The sequence below is a fragment of the Bacillus sp. 196mf genome, from assembly GCF_003217275.1.
GTDB classification, from domain to species: Bacteria; Bacillota; Bacilli; order Bacillales; family Bacillaceae_G; genus Bacillus_A; species Bacillus_A thuringiensis_S.
The window spans coordinates 21453-44791 of sequence record NZ_QJTG01000024.1 but is presented as its reverse complement, the minus strand read 5'-3'; the positions used below and the strand labels follow the sequence as shown (position 1 = coordinate 44791).

Below are 23339 nucleotides of genomic sequence, written 5' to 3'. Positions count from 1 at the left end.
TCCGGTCCCAATGTCCATTAATGCAGGATAAATAAATACATTCTATCGAGTTAACCTTTTCTTATAAATTACGACTAGAAACACACATAACAATAGGATTGGAACTATTACAGTCCACTTATTAAATATAAATATCTCTGTACTCACTTTTTGTTTTTCTTTCTCGTTTAACTCCACACGCACACCTCGAACTAGCAATCTATTGGTGTTTACTCCATAAGGCGTACACGTAATTAAAGTTGTATAATCTTTATTTTCTACAATTTGTAGATCGTCCGTTTCGTGTGGTAACACTACTTTAATTTGATCTACTTTATAAGCAAGAACTTTGTCTAAAGAATGAATATAAAAGAGATCTCCTTCGCTCAACTTATCTAAATCTGTAAATAATTTTGCTGATGGTAAACCACGATGCCCTGTTAAAATAGTGTGCGTATTTTCTCCACCTATCGGGAGCGAAGAAAAATCTAAATGACCTATCCCGCGGCTCAATACTTCCTCAGATGTCCCTTGATAGATTGGCAGTTTTATATTAATTTTCGATATTTCAATATACCCCATTACATCTCCTAAATTTAACGCATCAGCATATGCTTGATGATTACTTTTTTTTTCAGAAAATGGATCAGTAAATGTTTTCGTGGAAGTGTGAACTTGTTTATTATATTCGGCTGCTTCTTTTTCCCTACGTTCGACTTCTTTCTTTTGTAGCGCTTTGATCTTCTTATCGTAAGAGCTAATCTCAGAATAATGTGCACGAGTCGCCAACCAATTACTAATAGTAGGATATAAAAAAACACCTAATCCAAATAAAAAAATACCTCCCAAAACAAGATTTCGTTTCATATTTCCACCTCTGTATATGCTTAAATATCGAAAAGAGGGAAGCATTTTGCTTCTCCCCTTTTCCCATAGTTACATGTTCCTAAAATCTTAATTATTAGCAAACTTTTTTCTAAAGAAAACAAATGCCGCTGTAACCATTAACGTAAGGCCTATTACAGTAAAAAGAGTCGTTCCTATGCCACCCGTTACCGGAAGAACCCATCCACTTTTATTATTTTCAATCGTTAATTTAACCGTTTGATTATTTTCGCTAATCTTTACATCAATGGGATCTTTTAATAATTGATAAGAAGCTTTTGTACCATCTTCTTTTGTATATGTTGGTGCTTTCGTTTCAAAAATTTGATAGTCTCCATATGGAATGTTAGACCATTTAATAACACCATTTTCATCTGATACACCTGTTACTTCTTTTCCTGCTACAACAACTATTTTTCCATTTTTATCTTTAAGTACAAACTCTGCACCTTTTAATTTATTCTTATTAGCACCATCAATTTTTGTTAACTCAATTATTCCAGTTGTCGGAACAACAACTACAGGTTTAGATTCCTTTTCTCCAATTACATCATTTTTATTTGTAAAATCAATTTTTGCTGTATTTAAAATTTCCGAACCAGATGGTACTCCTTCTTTTACTTGAGATTTAATTTGCAAATGAAATTCTTTTTTACCATCTAATTTTGTGAAATCTTTTACTGTAGCTGTTACCTTTTGACCTTCTATAGCTACCTCTACAATGCTTGCATTTACTTCTGCTCCATCAATTTTCACGATTGGCTTTCCTTGAATCACTAAACGATTATCCAAAGTATCTGTTACCACATATTTTTTGTATTCCTTAATGTCTTCTGGAATTAATGTTTTAATATCATAATTATAATTAGTTAACGGATTGATTGGTAACGCTTCCAATTTTCCGTTAATCTTTTTATCAATTGTTGGTTCTTCATAGTTTTTCACTTCTAATTTAACTACTGTACCAGAAGTAATAGTTCCATCTTCATTAATTGTTCCGGAGTTCTTAACAAAAAACTCACGTTTAGTTGGATCTATTACATAGCCTTTCGGAGCTTTTGTTTCTTGGAAATAGTATTCTCCATACACCAATCCTTGCACGCGAATATGACCATTAGCATCTGTTACTAACTCTTTTTTCACTTCTGTACCGTCTTTTTTAAATAAAGAGAATACAGCACCTGCTAATGCTTTTTCATTTACACCAGTTTTTATTAAATCAACTGCACCACGTTTAACCTCATTTTTAGGATACATGTGAACATCATAGTTTAGCACCTTACCCTCTTTATTCGTTAATGGGATATCCACTGTATACGTATTGGGATTTAGATTAACATGTGGAGGTCCTGCCACTTCTTTCACCTCATAACGTCCTAGCGGAAGATCTTTTAATACAGCTTGTCCGTTATCATCTGTTACTACTTGATTTGGAGTGGCTCCCATTACAGGTTTCACGTCTTCTTTTACGATTTTCCCATCGTTTGAAATTTTTTCAAAAGAAGCAACCCTTTTTACTTCAAACGTTACACCTTTTAATGGTTTCGCATCTTTTGGCACCTCTTGATTTGCAGAACCGTCACCTTCTAGTCCCTGCGCTCCATCTTTTTCTTGTTCATACTTATGAATCGTTAAAGTACCTTTAGATGGTGAATCCGCCTTTACTAATACACTAGACCATGTAGAAAATGTTAAGAAAAACACTAAAAGCACACTAAATATTTTTTTCATTTCTCTTATCCCCTTTACTACTTCTATCATTTTAAAAATCTCTTTATTACTATTACCTTCTTAAAAGCAATAGTGTGCCAAGTATCAGTTTTAAACGAATAACATAAAACATAGTCGTCCAACAATCCATTGTTTACAATCACTTATTCACTTTTCTTATCTTCTATTATTACGTTGTCTCTCCACATGATATATGTAATTTTCTCCCCTAAATTACACTTATATCCCTATTTCAAGAATCATTACATTTGTTACATAATAGCTTTCACTACTAATTTCGACTAGTCACTTACTGTCAATCCATTAATTTCTCACTTCCTATCCCTATTTAAAATCCAATCTTAATCATTTTTTAATACATATAAGTAATAACCAACAAATAAGTGTGACGATTCATATTTTACGCTACTGTCCAAAACTATTACCTGTATATTCAAATAATATGTGCTATTCATGTTAAATTATGGTATTATTCTTAGAAGTTTATAACTTTTATTTATATTTTTTATTAATAAAGGTTTTCCGTTTCTACTTATGAAAAAAGGAATATATGTTTATTTAACTATTACGCATAACTGTAAGGAGGAAGAATATGACTAAAAAGCTCAGTCTAGTTGAGATAGAGTACATTTGCAATATGTTTTTCCAATCTTTTGAAATTCCAGTTTGTTTTTTAGATTGTAACAAAAATATTCTTTTAGAATTCACATCAAAAAGTGATTCACATTCGTTGTATACATCAAAAATAGAGCAGTTACATGTGCTTTTTCAGAGAAATGATACATATAATTTCCCCATCTTCAGAACTCACGAACATCTAGGGCACTTCATTTTAATTCACATAAAGAGCGATTATATGGTGAACGGTACTGTTATTATTGGGCCCTTGGCACATGTAAATTTTTCTACAAGTAAAACGGATAGTAACCTTAATTTCATTCCAAATTATAAAAGAACAAGAGACCATTATTTTTCATTGTCAGTCAAAGATCAAAATTTCTTTGTAAATATAGCAATATTGTTCTATAACATTCTCTATAAAAAAAATTCAGATGTAAGCACATTTTCAAATAACAGTGACTCACTTCATATAAGTCATAGCAGAATCTTAAACAAAGATGTATATATTTCAATGCAAAAAGACGAATCCATTTATCATAATTTATATATAGAGCAGCAACTGCTTGGTTCTATAGAAAACGGGGATAAAGAAACCGTACTCAAATATTATTACGAATTCCAACAAGAGACTCTTTCATCTTTATCTTCATTCCATCAATTAAGACGTCATAAAAACATTTGTATTTCATCCATCACGCTCGCTACTAGATATGCGATAAAAGGGGGACTTCCATCTAGGATTGCTTACAAAATTTATGATTTACATATTCAAAGAACAGAAGATTTAAAAGACAAAGAATCTGTTTGGGATTTATTAAAAAATGCTTTTTGTACCTTTGCAGACCGTGTAAAGGCACAAAAAACACAGCAACATTCACAGACTATTGCTATTTGCAAAAACTACATTTTTAAAAACATTTACAATCCAATATCTGTTAAACAACTTGCTAAATTTGCAAATGTGAATTCAGATTATTTATCTATATTATTTAAAAAAGAAGTCGGTATTTCATTAATTGAGTACATTCAACGTGAACGAATCGAAGAAGCAAAGAAATTATTAACTTTCACCACCTATCCTTTATCAGACATATGCGCTTCGCTTAATTTTAGCGATCAAAGTTATTTTACTAAAATTTTTAAAAAATTCACCAATGAAACACCTGGTAAATATCGAAAATCTCATGTTGTCATTTAGAGTGACACTTCCATTAAAGCAAAGTGTTTTCAGTAACTTATCAATGGCAAATTAGAAGTACTCCTATATTCATGAGCTATAGGATTTATGCTATTTTCAAATCAAAAAACACGTTACTATTCTCATTAAAATAAAAGAATAGTAACGTGTTTTATATGTAATATAGTTCTGTAGACAGAATAGTATCCAACTGCAAATTTTTATAAAAGCCAAATGTACCGCTTAACTATTAAAATCTTAATAAGTAAAAAATCCATATTTCGTTTTATTTACTTTCTACTTTATTTCTTTTGAATACTGAACTCTTTTCTTCAAACGAATAATCCCTACTATTATTTTTGTATCTTTCTAAATTTGCGAATCAAAGTGAGTACTGTACCTGCAATAATCATCAATATGCCGATTGCTGCACTGTTAGTTGTACTTACACCCGTCTTTGGAAGCTCCTTATATGTATATTCTTTTTTATCGGTATTACTGTTGTTTGTCTTATTAGCAAGACCATTAGGTTTGCTAGTTTCTTTATCTTTCACTAACACTTTTTGTATTGTATTTACCCCATTACCCACGGAATCTCTTACACTATATATTATTTCATAAGTACCAGCTTTAGTTATATCTATAGTTCCTTCATACGCTACTTTAGAAGTAAGGTCACCGTCTTCTTTGTCAGTAGCTGATACTCCTACCAACGGATCAAATTGATCACCCTCAGTAATTGAAGTTGTAGCAGGTACTTTTAGTATTGGTTTATCATTTTTAACTTCTTCTCTAACTTTGACCGTTACAGTTTGCTCCGCCGTTACTTCATGACCTTTAGAATCTGTAACCGTGTACGTTAATACGTAAGTACCAGCTTTAGATGTATCTACTTCACCATCAACTTTGATTTTAGAAGTGAGATCACCGTCTTCTTTATCGATAGCTAATACTTCTGCCATTGGAACAAATGAATCTCCTACATGAATTGTCGCTCCAACAGGCACTGTTAATTTAGGTTCTAAATCTGATGTTTCTCCATTTTTCTCTACAATTACAGTCTGTGTTGCCGTTGCATTCCGCCCTTGAGAATCAACAACCATGTATTCCATAATGTATGTACCTGATTTTGAAGTATCTACATCGCCTTTATGCTTTACTTTATTTGTTAAATCACCATCTTCCTTATCAACAGCTTTTACATTTCTCATTGGATCAAACGTATCTCCTACACGTAGTGTAATGGTAATCGGTACAGTTAACTCTGGAGCTTGGTTTTCTACTGCTTTTTCGTTTTCTTTCACTGTTCCTGTAATTTTTGCCACATCAAAAGCATTTTGGATTGCTTGAACTTCAATTGAGTTCGTTCCATATTTATTAGTTGCAACTGTAAGGCATGCCAATCTCAATTCAGAGAAATCAGAAGTCATGTTTAATTCATCAGTATTTGCATAATAGAAAATATCAAACATTTTATCCTCACCAATACCATTTACATTTACACCGTTATGAGTACCACCTTGTGCAATTAAATACGCAACTTTATTAATAATACTTGAGTTAAAATGAACGCCTCCATAATCCTCTCCATTTAAATCATTATATTTACTATAATCATCAGGATACGGTAGTCCTTCTGAAAAATTAATTGCAGTTGGATTTTTCATATTACGAAAAGTCGATCCCGTTTGTTCTCCTATTGTCCAGTTAAATTCTCCATTATTTATGTATTTCTCTATAGCCGTTCCCATAATATCAGATAATGCCTCGTTAATCGCCCCAGATTCTCCTGAAAATTCAAGGTTAGATTCGCTAGATGTAACCGCATGTGTAAATTCATGACCCGCTATGTCGAACGCTTTTACCATAGGATCTCCATATAAAAGCATACTAATGTTATTAATATTAGTACTAAATGCATTCTCCCAATTTTCAGGATCATTTGTTCCTCCGGAATCCCATGCATGTACAACTGAAACTACTTTTTTCCCTTTATTATCAAAACTATTACGCTTATATTTTTCTTTATAAAAATCATATACCTTTGTTGCTAAGAAATGAGCGCTTACCGCCTTTGGATCATTAAATGTTGTTGAAACGCTAGTTGTTAGTATACCAGGATAATAACTTTCTTCATTTGTAATATCTCTATAATTTACATCATATGTCTCAATTCCTTGTCCTCTTGTGTAATCAGCAAGCGCATAATTCCCACTGGTCTGTTTAGAAATACCAAATGTACGAGTTACGCCTAAATCATCTTTTCCTGTTCCAGTTAATGATGTGAAATTGCTAGTTTTATTTTCCTTAACGGATTGAACATACTCTTCACTTATTTTCAAACTTGATTCTTGTACCATATCTTTTAACATTTCACCATTATGAGCATTCACTAAATAAGTTCCAGATACATAATTTGGTGTTGTAGCAGCAAATGTAACTTGATATGCATTGCTAGCCTGCCCATGATTTTCATCAACAAAAATAACTGCCTTAACTTCTGGCTCAGAAATAAATTTAGTATCGTTTCCGTACTTTTTATAAATATATTGTTTTGCTTCTTCTTTTGATAAATTAATAGGTTTCTTTAAATCTTCTTGTGTTAAATTTTGTGCGCTAGCTCCTGAAATGCTTTTAATAATACCTTTTTTATCTACGTGAGCAGTCAACTGGTGGCCATATACTTCTTTTCCTTCATATATTTGTTGCATGCGCACAAGTGTAGTTCCATCATAAGAACCACGTTTTTGAAGAACCTTGTAATCTACTCCTGTTTCTGCACTAACTTGTTTTGGAGACAAAGCATGCTCCGTATTTTCCTTAAGTGCATCTTTCACTACATTCTCTGGTGCCTTTTTTGATGGTTGTGTCAGATCACCTGTACGGAACGAATCCTCTTGAATTTCAACTTGCATTTGACCAGGTTCCTCTGCATGACCTACTCCATATGGTGTTACACTTGTTAAAACGAATCCTGTTGTTAATGCTACTATAGCTATTTCTTTTTTATTTCCCATGATATTTACCTCGTATAAATTTCTATTATTTATATGAAACTGCTAAAATGTATACAATCTATTCCTAACATAAAAAGATGACTTTTGTAATCTACAAAAGCCACCTCTTCAATATGTAATATCCCTAAAATGTTTTTAATACATAATTTCTATACAAAAAGAAAAAAGCATTCATTAACGAGCATTTTGCAATACTTTTATTAGGTCATTTATATTTTCAACTTTCTGCTGAAACTGATCAAGTCTGCTATGTAGCGATGAAGGATTTTTATCTTCAGTTGAAATAACTTGTTTTAATTCGTTTTCTAATTTATCATACATATCAAAGAAATTATCAAATTCTACACTTACAAGCTCTTCATTTTCGCGATAGAATCTTTTTGCTTCTATATAAGTCATATATGATTTATTTAAAAATCCTAATGAAATTAAATATTTAGAAGTGTTTTCTTGATAAATAGCAATATCACATGCCATTTTAATATCAGAATAAGTCTTTTGAACGAGACAATGCAATTCAAAAATCTTAAACTTTAATCCATTATTCATTTCATCCCCTCCCATCGTATCTATTCTACATAAAATTAGAATATTATACAAAGAAAATTATTAGTATGAAATTGACAATTTAAAAAATAACTTAAGGATAAACAAACTCCCTCGCATTATAAATTATAGTTACGGAGCATTTACCAACATAACAGCAAAATAAAAAACGAAAAGAATAAATCTTTCCGCTCTTAGAGTAATAAATACATTTCATATTGTGCTAAAGAATTCTTTTCAAATCTACATTTCTTTAAAAAACCCTCCAGTAAATTATTGTTAGGAAACCCAATTGATAAACTTGATAAATGTAATTCTTCTCTTGCTACTTCTAATAATTTCATCCCAACACCAATATTTCTATAATCTTTATCTACGAAAATAAAACTAATTTTACCTTCTTCATTTACACATAGAGAGCCTTTTAAGTCATTAGTGACATATGCACCATAAAATACATTATTTGTTTTTTCGATATAATCAACATCATTTTGCCAATTTATATGGAAGTTTAACCATTTCTGAATTTCATCTTTAAAAGTTGGAAATTCTAATTGTTTTACTTCAATATCCTTACAATCTTTATTCATTATTTTAGTCAAATCATTTAAATTATAATAAGAAAGATCGTACACTTTTTCATAGCCCAACTTATTATAAAAATGAATCGCTCGGTCGTTTCCTACAATGACTTCGAGAAAAAGTTGCTTACATCCATGTTGAATCGCCTCTTCTTTATGCAGTTCAAATAATTTTTGACTCACACCAATACCGCGGTAATTAGGATGAACCGCTAATGTTCCACAGCGCATAGTCTTTATACTTTCATAATCCTTTATACCACCTAATATTACGCCAACTGATTTGTCACCGTCTAAAGCAAGAAAAGAATGTTCTAGCAAATTACCTTCTGGTCCCAAAAAACGGTGTATAAAATCACCTTTTGAAACTTCCATCTTAATAATATAATCGGAAAATCCATCTTTAAAAGCTTCATATACTAAATCAATATTTACTTCACTACATCTTTTATATTGAATCATATAAAATTGCCCTCCAATTGCTTGTATTAACCGCAACATGTACCCATATAATATATTCCATCTATTATAAATTTCAGCTCTTAATTTGAAATGAACGGACATTTCCCTACATATAACCCACTATTAATTTGTTTTATAACAAACTATCTATTATTTACTACATTAATCTCATAAACACGCAAAAAAGCAATTAAATGCTCACATGCTCTTTCGCATGCTAGCATTTTAAAGATTTTTTGTTCTTCTTTCGTTTTATCATTTGCTTGATCTGAAGCAGCTTTTAAACATAGAAATGGTTTTTTATTTATTTGGCATACATAGGCGAAAGCTGCTACTTCTTGATCAACTGCCAATGCTCCATATACGGTATGGAGTAAATATCTCATTTCTGAACTGCGAATACGTTGATCTCCGGATAAAAATGTACCGAAATGTATTGGATCATATGATCGTATTTTTTTTATTCTTCTTACAAGTGATTTTGTTGTTTCAATAGGTGCTGTTCTACCGTTATATAAATTAAAAACATCTTCCCCTGAGCCAGCTGCAGTAACATCGTGTTGTATTGCGTTTAGTGCCACTACAATATGACCGTTTTTCACCTTGTTTGATAAACTTCCGCATATTCCTGTCATAAACAACTCATCTGGCTGAAACTCACTAATTAACAATTGTACACAACTAGCGCAGCTTACTTTACCAACACCAGTAACAACTGATATAATTTCCAGCTCATTAATAGTATGAAAATGAAATTCCCAAGCTGCTCTTTTTTCAACACGTTCACTCGGATAATGTTGATGCAAATACGTCAGTTCTGGTTCCCATGCAGATACTATTGCAATACGTTTCATTACACGCTTCACTTCCCCTATTGTCATTTAAATAAGTTATCTATACTTTCTCGTTCATAATCTGGAATCCATTCTTTGTATTTCTTATATAAATCTCGTATTATTTCTTTATTCTTCGCAATTACTTTACATCCTCTATCATCACACATAAACATGACAATATCTTTCGTTGCATTTATGAGAAATACATCTGGATAAGAAATTTCTTTTTTTCGTCCAAATCGAGGATACAGAGCAGAGAAATCCTCGTGATTAGCAGCTTGTATAAGCAATTCATACTTAATATCTTCCGCAAGACATTTTAAAGAAAAATGATATGTACAATATAAATCTGCTTCTTCATCTTCAAATAGAAACGGTAACGTTTCTTGTCTTATATGAAATCTTAAATCTCTTTTCTTAATATATTTATTGTATACATTTATTTTCTGTGGAGTTTTTATGTTTTCCTTTTTAAATCTATAAACATTTGTCACTACAAACACTACATCTTCTTTTGAAAATATGTCTTCAAATAAGAATTTATTATATGTATATAGTTGAGAAAAGTATTCCATATTTAAATCGTCGGTTCCTTCTACAATTTGATATTTATCTTTTCCGAAATCAAAATGTAAATGATTTCCCCACTGAGAATATAAGTAGGGTCCTAATGTAACTCCTGGAAATGTTTGATTCATATATTCTTTTAATTGCATTTCCTTGTCCTTTCTACTGTAAAATTCCTTTTAAATCCCAGTATGCTTCTTCTAGCCACGGATGTATAACTTTCAATGTATCTTTCCTTTCCCACAAATATGAAATATATACAAAAGCTGCTTTTTCCAAAGATTTTTCCAATCCTTTTTTTATTTCTATTAAATATGGTGGTATCCCGTTTTGATCCCATTCTATTTTATCTGCAACAAATAATACTAAATCCATCTTCGTTGCATGTTTACGCAACGTTGTATGGCAACAAATTGCATTTAAAATTTCTTCATTTTCTACTTTAAATATTTCTTTTGCGATTACTCTCGATAATTTTTGATGAATAATCATAGGAAACTTTTTTCTGCTTCCACTATCTCTACCCCAAACTCTTCAGCAACTGCAATCCTCTCCTCGTTCGGAAAAATGCCACTAATATCATGTAAATATCCTGCAATTGCTGCTTTTTCTTTATCTACGTGAAACTTTTCTGCAATCTTTTTGCCTCATTTGCCACACGAATTGAATGTTTATATGTAAACTCTTTATTATATTTTAGTAGAAAGGCTTTAATATCATTTTCTATTTTTCCAGTTGGAGTAAATGAATATATATCACTATATAACATAGAAAATCCCCCTTATAACTAACTTACATTATAATGTAGAATCTAAATATCCTTTTTATTTTATATTCGATATTAATCTTTTTACTCCTTTTTAATACGTTACATGAAATTTTATACAAAATCATCGCTACAAGTACATAAATGTTTGATATTATAGTAATGTTGATGATTTGTAAGGAAAGGAACTACACAATGAATAAAAACATATTAATTATTGATGATGATAAAGAAATTGTTGAATTACTTGCTGTTTATTTGCGAAATGAAGGCTATAACATTTATAAAGCTTATGATGGCGATGAAGCATTGCAAAAGGTTTCTACATATGAAGTTGACCTTATGATTTTGGATATTATGATGCCAAAACGAAACGGATTAGAAGTTTGTCAGGAAGTACGTGAAAATAATACTGTACCAATTCTAATGCTTAGTGCAAAAGCAGAAGATATGGATAAAATATTAGGTCTTATGACAGGTGCCGATGATTATATGATCAAGCCATTCAATCCATTAGAATTAGTAGCAAGAGTGAAAGCTTTATTACGAAGATCATCTTTCCAAAACGCTACTTCGCAAAAGAATGAAGATGGTATTATTCGTATTCGCTCTGTTGAAATACACAAACATAATCATACTGTTAAAGTAAATGGAGAGTATATTAAACTAACCTCTATTGAATTCGATATTTTATATTTGCTTGCAAGTAATACAGGAAGAGTATTTAGTTCAGAAGAAATTTTTGAACGCGTTTGGAATGAAGATGGTTACGGTTCAAATAAGACTGTAATGGTCCATATTAGCAACTTACGGGATAAACTTGAAACAGTAATAAATGGAGAAAAATTTATTCACACTGTTTGGGGAGTTGGCTATAAAATTGAGAAATGAAGCATTTGATATATTAAAAGATATCCCTAAATGGAAACTTATTTTTTGGCTCTTATTAGCTATCACACTCACGCCTATTACTGAATTAATTATTTATCGCCTCGTTACGAGTGTAATTGAGAGTTCACTTACTCTAACTGAACTCGGTAAAGAATTCATTCGAATTTTTGGTTATGAAAAGTATAAAGGGATTAAAGAATCGTTATGGATGATGATTGTATCTTATTTGTTTTTATTTTCTATTTTTTCATCCTATCTTTACATTTTTTATCGTCACGAGAAAAAACTTTACTATGAAACTTGTATTAAAAAAATGATAGAAGAAATTCGTTATATTGCAAATGGAAACTTCAATCATAAAGTTTCTATTGTAAATCATAATTATCTAGAAGAATTAGCAATCGGGGTCAATGAAATTGTTGAACAATTAAAAGTCTCCATTGATGAAGAAAGACAAGCGGAACAAGCAAAAAGTGAACTTATTACAAATGTATCACATGACTTACGCACTCCCCTTACTTCTATAGTTGGATACGTAAATTTAATCCATCATGATAATTATAGAGATGAAGTAGAATTGCGATACTATATTCAAGTCATTTACGATAAAGTAACTCGTCTTAATGCATTAATGAATGACTTGTTCGAATATACACGTGTTCAAAATAAAGAGTTAAGCTTGTATTCTGTCCCTATTGACATAGTAGAGTTACTTGGGCAATTAACTGTTCAATTCCGTATACAATTTCAAGAAGCAAATATAGAGTGTCGACCTTCTTTCCCATCTCAAAAGCTCATGGTATTAGCTGATGGTGAAAAATTAGTGCGTGTGTTTGAAAATCTTATTATAAACGCTATCGCTTATGGAAGCGAAGGTCGCTATATTGACCTTACTGCTTATGAAAGCAATAATATGATTACAATTGATATAACAAATTACGGACAACCTATTCCTAGTACGGATTTACCTCATATTTTTGAACGTTTTTATCGCGTTGAGAAATCTCGCTCTACAAACACTGGTGGATCTGGACTTGGATTAGCTATTGCAAAAAGTATAGTCGAATTGCATAAAGGAACAATTGAAGTATATAGTGATGATGAAAAAACAACATTCACTGTAAAACTACTCCCATACAAATGTTAATATTATAAATAAAAAGTTCAATTTCTTATCATATAAGAAATTGAACTTTTTTCCATTAATACCCAAAATTTAATAATCCTTTATAATTCTTTAGAAATTCTTTACCTTTTCTTTCTTCCTAATTAAGCATTCCTTTTTACAATACTAGTATTGATGTCATAATAGGAGGATCGCTTATGCAATTCTTAAAGAAATTCGCTATTTTATTATTATCTTTTTTTATTACCGCACTTATCGTTTTATATTTTTATCTTTATGTAAATGGTCCGATTATTCAAGCTAAATCAGCTATTTTAATAAATGCTAATTCAGGTGAAATTGTTTATAAAAAAAATGAAGAAACTCCGGTACAATCAGCTGCTTTATCTAAATTAATGACAGAATATATCGTATTGGAGCAACTAAATGATAGAAAAATACAGTTAGATGACTTAGTACAAATAAGTAACGAAGTTTTCCGAGTAGAAACAAGCCCTATACAAGTAACATCGAATGATAAAACAACGGTTCGTGATTTACTTCATGCATTGCTACTGGCAGGGAATAATCGTTCTGCACTCGCTCTAGCAGAACACATTGCTGGAAATGAAGATAACTTTACAGTATTAATGAATAAAAAAGCAAAAGAACTAAAGTTATTACAACCATCTCCATTTCTAAACTCTACTGGAATTAATAATGATACAGATAAACAATCAACTACAACAGCGATAGACGCAGCTAAACTAGCAGCAAAATTAGTAAAAGATTTTCCAGATGTATTGAATATTACGAAACTAACCTCTTACCAATTTACCTTCAAAGATTCCCAGGTTTTCAATACGAATAAAATGATATATTCCCTTAATGAAAACATTAAACTTCAAGGTGTTGATGGCTTACAAACTAGTTTTTCAACTAACGGTAATTATAGTTTTGTCAGTACAGCAAAACTTGGAGATACTAGACTAATTTCAGTAATATTAGATGCAGATGAAGAAAACATTTCATTTATTGAAACAAAAAAGTTGCTACAGTATGGTTTTGATCCTTCCTCGTACTCTGCACTCCAAGCTTTTAAAGACGCCCTTACATCTTGGACAATATTGCTTCAGTTTAAAAATTTAATTATACAAACTATAATGATTTTTTTAATCATTACCACCTTAATGTTTTTACATATACGTCAGAAAAAATCCGAGGATTTCAATTAAGAAATCTTCTTATATATATAAAACCGACTTGCGCTTAAGATGCAAGTCGGTTTTTAATTCTATCATCCTCGTCCAATCAAATTTGCTGAAACAGATTGCAAGTTTAACTCCCTCGCCCATATAGATAGCTGACCAATATGATGAATTTCATATCCCATTACATGTCTTAAAACCTATGTTTTTCGAGGCATACATCCATCTCTGTTTCCTTTCGTTATGTTCTTTTGTTTGTATAAATGGGTTAATCTATTAATTCTATTAAATCCAACAATTGAACTATTACATTTTAAAGTTCTACTCATATACTATAGTAAATTACTAGAAAGGAGGTTTAACTATGGATAGTTGCGTTGTATTTGTAAACGGACAACCTTTTTTAGTTCTTTCAGTAGCTGGTATTGAAATTGCTAGATTAGAGATTTCCCTTCAAGTAGCATTAGCTCTAAGAGTGCTTGGGATACCAATCTGTGATTAATTACCAAATTAAAAGAAAAAGAGGGCATTAGCCCTCTTTTTTTATTTTCTTCTCACCTTTTCTTAACAACAAACAAAATTCAAATTTAATTAATTATAAAAAATTAAAGTATATGAACGTTACATGAAACACTTGTTAAGATAGCTGTCCTTCACACTATTTATTTCGCCGACATTATATAATCAAAGCACACAATGATTAACTTTTTATACGGCTTATTTTAAGTGTGCTAGCATTCTAGGCTAGATAATTATGAGTGCAAAAAAACTTCAAGTTCTCGTTTATATAAATTAAATAACGCTTTCACTTTTTGAATCGATTGATAATCTTTAAATTGCTGTTCTCTATCTTCTTATCCTTGAAGAGCACTAATCCAACTATACTCTACATCTACAATATGAAATAATGTTTCTAAAATACCACCAGTTTGCAAAGTAAATCTTCCTCTGAAAGTTGTTCACACCACTTAAACCAATCATCTCTTACTTGCCAATTATATTGAAATAAAGTGTACACATTTATCTCTCCCTTACTTCAATTATCCACCTAACAGCATCTGTTATATAATGTGGCTCATCTTTTTGAATATAATGACCACTTTGTTCTGCAATTATTAGTTTATTTTTGTTTGATAATCTTAATAATTCTTCTTGCAATTGTAACCATTTTATTTGTGCATCTTGCGAATAAAAAGCTTTTTTACCAGCAGCTAACACGACGAGTGGAATATCTCTCGTCGACTGACAATATTTATCTGCTTCACCCAGACTAAACATAAACTCTTCATAAGAACTTTCATGTACAAATTGTTTATAGTAAGCTTCTTGAAATTCTGGAGACATGATTGGCAAAAATGCTTCTTTATAATTTTCTGGTGTCGAATCAACCAAAACTATTCCCAACATATCTTCAGGATAAAAATCAGTAAATAAACGTGCATTTATACCACCAAAAGAATGTCCTACAAAAATATAAGGTGGCTTCAGTTGTAAAAGATTTAAGCATGTTCTCAAATCTTTTACCATTTCAGAACTAATACGTTTCTTGGAACTCTTCCCGCTTTTGCCTAATCCAGCCCGATCGTATGTAAGTACCGTACCATATTCCGTCAGTTCTTCAGCAGTTTGATTCCATGCCTTCGAATAATCACCATAGCCTGATTCCAATATAATAACAGGCTGCTGCTTCTTTCCTTGGAATATTTTCGTATACATTTTAAAATCAGCAACTTGTATATATTCCTCTATACATTTAACCATTGACAATCACTTCTCTTCGGCCAAGTTCCTCTACAGCGTGATTAATTATTTCACTTACAGATAAAGAACCATCCAATATGATATCTGAATTCGGCTTAACAGTATGAATTGCCTCTAAATAAGCTTTTCTCGCATATGTCATGTAATGTTCCAAATCATTATGTATTTCATCTATTGTACCTTCCTTAAAATCTCGCAAAATCCTTCTAGCCATCGCAATATCTAAAGGCGTATCAATAAATATAGTTACATCAATGAATTTTCGCATCTCACTATTTAAGTATGCAAAAGGATAATCTACAATAATATAGTCTAAGGTATTATTTTGTATAAGTTGCTCAATATCATGAATTAATGGTGTTAATACCCACTCGTCGTAATTCGCCCCATCATCAATCCATTTACAAATATCAGCAGGAGATTTATCAAATGTGTAACTATCAAAATATAGAGCTTTTGAGTTTTTAAACTTATGCTTTAATCTTTCTGTAATTGTAGTTTTACCTCCCCCCGAAACAGCTGCAATTGAAATTATTTTTGTTTTATTATCCACTATACCCACCAAACCCCTTTGTTAACATAATATAATTATAAATTACTATCGTTGCTACTTCTTCCATTCATATTCTAACATACTCATTTCCCATAAATTCCAATACGTTTCTCCTACTCTTTTTGACTCTCTTAATAAGCCTTCTTTTACAAACCCTATTTTTTCGTAACATGAAATGGCCGATGTATTAAAATCATACACACCAAGAGTTACTCTATGTAGTTTTAATTCGTCAAAAGCAATATGAAGTACTGCTTTCATCATATGTTTTCCTATAGAACGTCCTCTCATCTTCGTATTACCAACTAATACTTTTCCAATTCTAGCGGACTTATTAATATTATCTATTTGCCCAAGCGAAATATGTCCAATAACGTCTGAAGTCTCTTCATCTACCACTTTGAAAGCGAGTGTATTTGCACTTTCTATATACTTCTCTAATTGCTGTTCGTCTAAAGGAAATGTGAATGCATTTCCTGACCATTGTATTAGAAATTCTTCGGAATTAATCCAATTTATTAATTGTTTAAAATCAGATTTCTTAAAGCTTTCTAGTTTAATCACTTCCTTGCTCCTTTCGTACATCATGCTTTATAACCTCAAACTTATTTCTATATAAAGAATATATTCTCCTTTTATATAAAATTAAAATAAAGCCATTCATGTGAATGGCTTTACAAAAAAGCAGCATAATTATGCTTTGTTTGCTACATCAATACCATTAAAATCAAAGTCAGCAGTAACCGTTGTAACCGGTGGGAAAATTGCTTCAATTTTGCAAATGGAAATAATTACTCCAACCGATCCAGGAATAGCCGCAAGCCTAACTACATCACAACTTACAGACGAAACAGTACCTACATAAGTACGTCCCTCTGTATTAATTTGAACTGTTCGATTAATTAATTTCTTAAGTTCATCTCTAATTCCTTGTACACAAGAATTATCACATTTCTCATGCTGTTCTTTTTTACACTCTTCGAATACTTCCCAACAATCATCTTGTTTACATGTACACTTCTTTTTACAATTATTAAATCGAGAACCCAATACCTCACCCCCTAATCCTTTCTATTAGTAAAGTATGTCCACTAGCTTAAAAGGGTACGAGGCAAACACATAAAAAGAAAAAAACAAACAATTGTACCAAACTTTCTTTTCATTATTCATTATAAAAACAGACTTCTCCTAATTAAAAGCTTTTTAATGAGCGGCCGTAAATTTAGTCCTACTCCATTTAATGTTTAGACACCACTTTCTAAAACAAACCTTTTTTCTTTTAAATAAGACGCCCCTTAAAAACACACTAGATTTTCCCATTAACTCACATATACATAGACTTTATTTGTGGATTTCCCATTTTTCATTGTGAAATATACATTTAAAAAGCGTACTCGAAAATAAGATATTATTTGTAATCAGAACATTTTCTTCAACAAGTGTTTATTGAAAAATACCATAACTAGTAGTAGTTCTCTCCACTTTCTCTTAAAAATCAGCATAGTTTGTATGAATTCTATATCGAGTAGAAGACACTCTATCATATAAAGATAAAATAGTAGGTTAATAAACAAGCAATTTTTTTATTAAAACATAGAATAATATGAACACTATTGAAAGGAGGTAGAAATAAATGTCCTGGAAAAATGATTGCTGGAGTTCTCAGAAAAAGCATTGTTGTGATGATTGGTGGAAATCTAAAGAAAAACATCATTGTGATGATAATTGGAGTTCTCAGAAAAAGCATTGTTGTGATGATTGGTGGAAATCTAAAGAAAAACATCATTGTGATGATAATTGGAGTTCTCAGAAAAAGCATTGTAATGATGATTGGTGGAAATCTAAAGAAAAGTGTCATCGTGATGATGATTGGAGTTCTAAACGAAATAAGTGTCGTTGTAAATGTTTCTTTATTTGTTGCCATTGTAAAAGAAAAAATTGGTAATATTTTTAATGTCAACGTAAAGAAAAAAATATGTCTTTTGGAATCAATCAGGCTTTTCCGGAAAGTTGATCCCTCACCTACTTCCTTGCTTTCGCTGAATTTTTAGGTGGGGGCATTACTGCCCGGCAAATAGCGAGATAAATACTAGGATGTAATATATAAAGGTTTAAACCGGCATATAAGCAGTCGCGCTTTGTCATCACCTTGTTGTTGTAAATTAGTATTTCTCCATTGAATAGACATTCCATAATATCGTATTTTGATTAAAACAAAAAACATACTTAACACCAATAGTAGAATTTTTCTTCTTCATCAAATTCACTTCTTTTCTTTTTATAAACATAAAAAAGGATCTCTATTTATACAGAGATCCTTTCTAACTTTATAATTTACTAGACTGTAACCCCTGAATAAACGGAACTACTTCAGGATTTACAAGTGAAGACAAATCACCTAATTCTTTTCCTAAGTAAGCTGCTTTAATAACACGGCGCATTACTTTAGAATTACGTGTTTTCGGTAAATCTTCTACAACGTGGATGTCTTTAGGACACAACGCTTTTCCAATATGAGAGTTTACTAAACTCATTAATTCTTTCTTTAATTCTCCTGTGAATGTTACATGATCTCTTAATACTACAAAACAATGACAAACTTCACCTTTTACTTCGTCAGGTACACCAATTGCAGCAGCTTCAATTACATCGTTATGTTTCACAAGAATAGATTCATATTCAGCAGGTCCAATACGTTTACCTGCAATATTTAACGTATCGTCTGAACGCCCTGTGATGATATATTGTTCACCATCGTAAATGACCCAGTCACCGTGGACCCATTTATTTTCAAAACGCGACCAATATGTGTTTACGTAACGTTCATCATCTTCCCAGAAGCTTTTCGTCATACCTACCCAAGGTTTCTCTAAGCATAATTCTCCGACTTCATCTCGAATTGGTTTACCTTGATCATCCAGTACGACAGCTGCCATTCCTGGTAAAGATGCGTTAAAACTAATCGGTGCGATTGGCTTAATAAGAACATTGCCGAAAATCCCACCAGAGATTTCAGTTCCACCTGAGTAGTTACAGATTGGAACATTTCCTTTTCCAACTGTTTCAAACAGCCACATCCATGGATCAGGATTCCAAGGTTCTCCTGTTGATGCGAATACTTCCAAACTCTTTAAAGAATGTTTATTGACATACTCATCACCTTTTGCCATTAATGCTCGGATTAACGTTGGCGAAATACCTAGATGAGTAATTTCATATTTATCAACTGTCTCCCATAACCGGTCTGCTTCTGGGAAGTCTGGAACACCTTCGTACATAACCATCGTTGCTCCATTAATGAGTGAACCGAATAATAGAAACGGCCCCATCATCCAGCCCATATCAGTTACCCATAATACACGATCACCTTGTTTAATATTCATTCCAAATCCTGCATCAAAAGCTGCTTTCAAAGGAAATCCTGCATGCGTGTGTACTGTTCCTTTCGGCTTACCAGTCGTTCCTGATGTATAAATGAGCATTAATGGATCATCACTTTGCATTTCCTCGGCATGTATGAATGGTTTTTCTTTTTCTAGCGTATTCCACGAAAAGTCATAGTTATGTGGTATAAAATCATTTCCTGCATGACGAACGATAACAACTTTTTCAACAGTTGGGCAATGTTCACAAGCTTTATCTACTTCATCTTTTAAAGAAACAATTTTACCGCGGCGTGAAAATCCATCTGCGGTAATAATCATTTTTGAACCTGCCGCTTGCACACGTGTCATAACTGCATCAGACGCAAAGCCTGAGAATATTGGTGAAATAATTGCTCCAATTTTCATTACAGCTAGCATCGCAACAACTGTTTCTGGAATCATCGGCATATAAATTGTTACACGGTCACCTTTTTCAATACCCGCGTGTTTCAAACCATTGGCAACACGGCTTACCCAGTTATCAAGCTCTTCATATGTAAATGATTTTGAAGTTCCATTTTCTCCTTCGTACTGAAGTGCTGGCTGTATTCTTGTCTCTTCATCCGCAAGCCAGCGGGATAAAGCTGATTCTACAACGTTACATGTTCCGCCATTATACCACTGTGCAAACGGTGTACCATTTTCTAAATCTAACACTTCTGTATAAGGTTTCATCCATTGATAGCCAACTGCTTTTTCTGCCTCTCCCCAAAGCCAAGCTGTTTCCTCAATAGATTTATTATAAAAAGTTTCATAGTCTTCATATCCCAATGATTTCATCCAACTATATAAACGTGTTTTTTCCTTGTACTCTTCTGTTGGAAACCAAACTGCTTGTTTCAATGTTTTCCCCTCCTTAACTTTTTGAGCAAGAAAGCCCTAAATAGGGCTTTTAAACTGGATATACAGGATGTTTACGATCTGTGAATACTTGATATTTACTCATATACATTTCGAAACGTCCTTTTAACTCTTCACGTAAATTGTTTGGATGAACAATACCATCAATCACCATCTCTGATGCTAAATGATAAATATCAATATCTTTCTTATACTCTTCACGTTTTTCAGCAATGAAGCTAGCACGCTCTTCTTCTGGTAAAGCTGCAATTTTATTTGCATATACAGCATTAACCGCAGCTTCTGGACCCATTACCGCAATAGAGGCTGTCGGTAATGCCAAACAGCAATCTGGTTCAAATGCTGGACCTGCCATCGCATATAAACCAGCGCCATATGCTTTACGAACAACGATAGAAATCTTCGGTACAGTCGCTTCACTCATTGCAGAAATCATTTTTGCACCGTGGCGAATAATACCAGCACGCTCTACTTTTGTACCGATCATAAATCCTGGTACATCCGCAAGGAATAATAATGGAATATGATATGCGTCGCATAAATTAATAAACTTAGCAGCTTTATCAGCTGAATCATGGAATAATACGCCGCCCTTCATACGCGGCTGATTTGCAATAATACCAACTGGCTTACCATCAATATGTGCTAAGCCTGTAATTAGCTCTTGAGCAAATAATTTTTTTACTTCATAGAATGAACCTTCATCAATAACTCTATTAATGAGATCTTTCATATTGAAAGGAGCATTTTGATTTTCTGGAATGATTTGTTCTAACGTTTTATCGAATTGTTTCGGTTCTTGGGGTGTAACCAATGGAGTCTTTTCTAAGTAGTTATTTGGAAAATATGAAATGTATTGTCTTGCTTGTGTAATCGCATCTTCTTCTGTCTTACATAAAACATCTCCGCATCCTGATACAGAGCAATGCATACGAGCTCCGCCCATCTCTTCTAAAGTTACCTTCTCACCGATAACCATCTCAGCCATACGAGGAGATCCTAAATACATAGATGCATTTCCTTCTACCATCATTACAACGTCACAAAAGGCTGGAATATACGCACCACCAGCTGCAGAAGGTCCAAATAACAAGCATACTTGAGGAACTTTACCTGATAACTTCACTTGATTATAGAAGATTCTTCCTGCACCGCGGCGCCCTGGGAACATTTCTACTTGATCTGTAATACGTGCTCCAGCAGAGTCGACTAAATAAAATAACGGAACACGTAGTTTTTCAGCTGTTTCTTGAATACGTAAAATCTTTTCAACTGTGCGTGATCCCCATGATCCAGCTTTTACAGTAGAATCATTGGCCATTACACACGCAGTACGACCATGTATTTTACCCGTTGCCGTTACAACGCCATCCGCAGGTAAGCCTGTTTGTTCACAGTTAGCAAATAATGCATCTTCTACATATTCGCCATTATCAAATAGAAGCGCTAAACGATCTCGAACAAATAATTTTCCTTTTGCTTTATTTTGCTCATGATATTTCGGTGCCCCGCCTTGTTTAATTGTTTCAACTCGTTCTTCAAATGAATTAGATTGTTGTTTTTGGTCTAACATATTTACTCCCCCTTATACATCGGTTTGCGTTTTTCTTTGAATGCCTGTAATCCTTCTATTCGATCTTTCGTATGGATTACACCTTCATACGCTTGTTTTTCCATTTGTAATCCGGTATGTAAATCAACTTGAATACCATTTGAAATTGCCTCTTTTGCTAATCGAACAGCAATCGGTCCATTACTAGCAATTTTCTCTGCTATTTCAATCGCTTTCTCTTCAAGTAAATTAGCTGGTACAACAAATTCTACTAAACCGTATTCTTTTGCTTCTTGCACTGAAATACGTCTACCTGTATAAATTAATTCTTTCGCTCTACCAACACCAATTAATCTCGGTAAGCGCTGTGTACCACCTGCTCCTGGTATAATTGCAAGTGTCGTTTCAGTAAGACCAAGACTTGCAGATTCAGCAGCAATTCTAAAATCACAAGCTAAACTTAATTCCGTACCACCACCAAGTGCAATTCCATTTATAGCAGCAATAACTGGCTGTGGTAATTGTTCAACCATCTCCATAGTAGTGCGAATCATACTAACAGCATGGCGAACTTGTTCTTCGTTCATATCGGCACGCTCTTTTAAATCTGCACCAGCACAAAATGCTTTTTCACCAGCACCAGTCAAAATAACTACACGCACGTTTGAATCTTCACTTATTTGAGTTAATATAGTTTGTAATTCATCTAATAATGCTAAAGATAATGAGTTTGCTTGTCTTTCACGATATAACGAAATCTTTACAACGTGAGGTGTTACATAATCAACTGAAATGTTTTGTAATTGTAGCATCTT

General features: G+C 32.5%; 20 protein-coding genes and 3 pseudogenes. 6 read left to right on the top strand and 17 right to left on the bottom strand.

The annotated features are described in order from the left end of the window. Positions 1–42 precede the first annotated feature (42 nt). Positions 43–846, bottom strand: coding sequence for a class C sortase (locus tag ATL10_RS24460; RefSeq protein ID WP_075719284.1), 804 nt, complete (start codon positions 844–846; stop codon positions 43–45). Between the two features lie 87 nt (positions 847–933). Further along, a complete protein-coding gene (locus ATL10_RS24455) occupies positions 934–2595 on the bottom strand; it encodes an LPXTG cell wall anchor domain-containing protein (protein ID WP_090976738.1) in 1662 nt (553 codons plus the stop codon). A 592-nt stretch (positions 2596–3187) separates the two neighbouring features. Between ATL10_RS24455 and ATL10_RS24450 the strand changes: the two genes are divergently transcribed. Beyond that, positions 3188–4414 (top strand): helix-turn-helix domain-containing protein, encoded by a 1227-nt coding sequence (locus ATL10_RS24450; RefSeq protein WP_110497693.1) that lies wholly within the window; start codon positions 3188–3190, stop codon positions 4412–4414. 332 nt (positions 4415–4746) lie between these two features. Here ATL10_RS24450 and ATL10_RS24445 read toward each other — a convergent pair whose 3' ends face one another. From ATL10_RS24445 to yqeK, 6 genes and pseudogenes are all read right to left on the bottom strand, one after another. Next, positions 4747–7410, bottom strand: coding sequence for a M4 family metallopeptidase (locus ATL10_RS24445; RefSeq protein ID WP_110497691.1), 2664 nt, complete (start codon positions 7408–7410; stop codon positions 4747–4749). A gap of 174 nt (positions 7411–7584) precedes the next feature. Next, complete coding sequence (locus ATL10_RS24440) at positions 7585–7959, bottom strand: hypothetical protein (RefSeq protein WP_001059026.1); 375 nt, start codon at positions 7957–7959, stop codon at positions 7585–7587. A gap of 191 nt (positions 7960–8150) precedes the next feature. Further along, positions 8151–8999 carry a GNAT family N-acetyltransferase gene (locus tag ATL10_RS24435; protein WP_000617067.1) on the bottom strand — a complete coding sequence of 283 codons (849 nt, stop codon included), beginning with the start codon at positions 8997–8999 and terminating at the stop codon, positions 8151–8153. A gap of 143 nt (positions 9000–9142) precedes the next feature. Continuing rightward, the gene (mtnN, locus tag ATL10_RS24430) at positions 9143–9880 is read right to left on the bottom strand and encodes a 5'-methylthioadenosine/S-adenosylhomocysteine nucleosidase (RefSeq protein WP_000151939.1); all 738 of its coding nucleotides are present in this window, start codon (positions 9878–9880) and stop codon (positions 9143–9145) included. Further along, positions 9877–10551 (bottom strand): DUF3885 domain-containing protein, encoded by a 675-nt coding sequence (locus ATL10_RS24425; RefSeq protein WP_100910247.1) that lies wholly within the window; start codon positions 10549–10551, stop codon positions 9877–9879. Before ATL10_RS24425 ends, mtnN begins: the two co-directional genes overlap by 4 nt. A gap of 13 nt (positions 10552–10564) precedes the next feature. Beyond that, positions 10565–11171, bottom strand: a pseudogene (gene yqeK / locus ATL10_RS24420) (bis(5'-nucleosyl)-tetraphosphatase (symmetrical) YqeK). A gap of 192 nt (positions 11172–11363) precedes the next feature. Here yqeK and ATL10_RS24415 point away from each other — a divergent pair. The 3 genes from ATL10_RS24415 to ATL10_RS24405 all read left to right on the top strand — a co-directional run bounded on the left by ATL10_RS24415 (position 11364) and on the right by ATL10_RS24405 (position 14399). After that, positions 11364–12059 (top strand): response regulator transcription factor, encoded by a 696-nt coding sequence (locus ATL10_RS24415; RefSeq protein ID WP_001038807.1) that lies wholly within the window; start codon positions 11364–11366, stop codon positions 12057–12059. After that, entirely contained in the window at positions 12049–13206 is a 1158-nt protein-coding gene (locus ATL10_RS24410) for a sensor histidine kinase (protein WP_001243309.1), read from the top strand. The genes ATL10_RS24415 and ATL10_RS24410 overlap by 11 nt, the downstream gene beginning before the upstream one ends. A gap of 176 nt (positions 13207–13382) precedes the next feature. Further along, positions 13383–14399 carry a D-alanyl-D-alanine carboxypeptidase family protein gene (locus tag ATL10_RS24405; RefSeq protein WP_001160052.1) on the top strand — a complete coding sequence of 339 codons (1017 nt, stop codon included), beginning with the start codon at positions 13383–13385 and terminating at the stop codon, positions 14397–14399. A gap of 62 nt (positions 14400–14461) precedes the next feature. Here ATL10_RS24405 and ATL10_RS24400 read toward each other — a convergent pair. Continuing rightward, a pseudogene (locus ATL10_RS24400) lies at positions 14462–14572 on the bottom strand (DinB family protein); the annotation flags it as partial. Between the two features lie 164 nt (positions 14573–14736). Between ATL10_RS24400 and ATL10_RS24395 the strand changes: the two are divergent. Then, positions 14737–14874, top strand: a complete 138-nt coding sequence (locus ATL10_RS24395; protein WP_000376554.1) for a DUF3956 domain-containing protein — start codon at positions 14737–14739, stop codon at positions 14872–14874. Between the two features lie 259 nt (positions 14875–15133). Here ATL10_RS24395 and ATL10_RS31390 read toward each other — a convergent pair. The 5 genes and pseudogenes from ATL10_RS31390 to ATL10_RS24370 all read right to left on the bottom strand — a co-directional run. After that, positions 15134–15390, bottom strand: a pseudogene (locus tag ATL10_RS31390) (DinB family protein); the annotation flags it as partial. Between the two features lie 2 nt (positions 15391–15392). After that, on the bottom strand, positions 15393–16133 hold the full coding sequence (locus ATL10_RS24385) for an alpha/beta fold hydrolase (RefSeq protein WP_000237653.1): 741 nt from the start codon (positions 16131–16133) through the stop codon (positions 15393–15395). Next, entirely contained in the window at positions 16126–16695 is a 570-nt protein-coding gene (locus tag ATL10_RS24380; RefSeq protein ID WP_000513265.1) for a nucleoside/nucleotide kinase family protein, read from the bottom strand. Before ATL10_RS24380 ends, ATL10_RS24385 begins: the two co-directional genes overlap by 8 nt. Before the next feature lie 45 nt (positions 16696–16740). Then, entirely contained in the window at positions 16741–17274 is a 534-nt protein-coding gene (locus tag ATL10_RS24375; protein ID WP_000990082.1) for a GNAT family N-acetyltransferase, read from the bottom strand. A gap of 105 nt (positions 17275–17379) precedes the next feature. Further along, positions 17380–17736: a hypothetical protein gene (locus ATL10_RS24370; protein WP_000535577.1), complete on the bottom strand. Its 357-nt coding sequence runs from the start codon at positions 17734–17736 to the stop codon at positions 17380–17382. Between the two features lie 563 nt (positions 17737–18299). Between ATL10_RS24370 and ATL10_RS24365 the strand changes: the two genes are divergently transcribed. Continuing rightward, a complete protein-coding gene (locus ATL10_RS24365) occupies positions 18300–18737 on the top strand; it encodes a hypothetical protein (RefSeq protein ID WP_181419343.1) in 438 nt (145 codons plus the stop codon). A 276-nt stretch (positions 18738–19013) separates the two neighbouring features. Here the strand turns inward: ATL10_RS24365 and ATL10_RS24360 are convergent, their stop codons facing one another. From ATL10_RS24360 to ATL10_RS24350, 3 genes are read right to left on the bottom strand one after another with little or no spacing between them, the layout of a single operon-like run. Continuing rightward, positions 19014–20954, bottom strand: coding sequence for an AMP-binding protein (locus tag ATL10_RS24360; RefSeq protein WP_065228864.1), 1941 nt, complete (start codon positions 20952–20954; stop codon positions 19014–19016). Positions 20955–21003: 49 nt separating this feature from the next. Then, positions 21004–22545 carry an acyl-CoA carboxylase subunit beta gene (locus ATL10_RS24355; RefSeq protein WP_110497687.1) on the bottom strand — a complete coding sequence of 514 codons (1542 nt, stop codon included), beginning with the start codon at positions 22543–22545 and terminating at the stop codon, positions 21004–21006. A 2-nt stretch (positions 22546–22547) separates the two neighbouring features. Beyond that, positions 22548–23336 (bottom strand): enoyl-CoA hydratase, encoded by a 789-nt coding sequence (locus ATL10_RS24350; protein ID WP_110497685.1) that lies wholly within the window; start codon positions 23334–23336, stop codon positions 22548–22550. Positions 23337–23339: the final 3 nt, after the last annotated feature.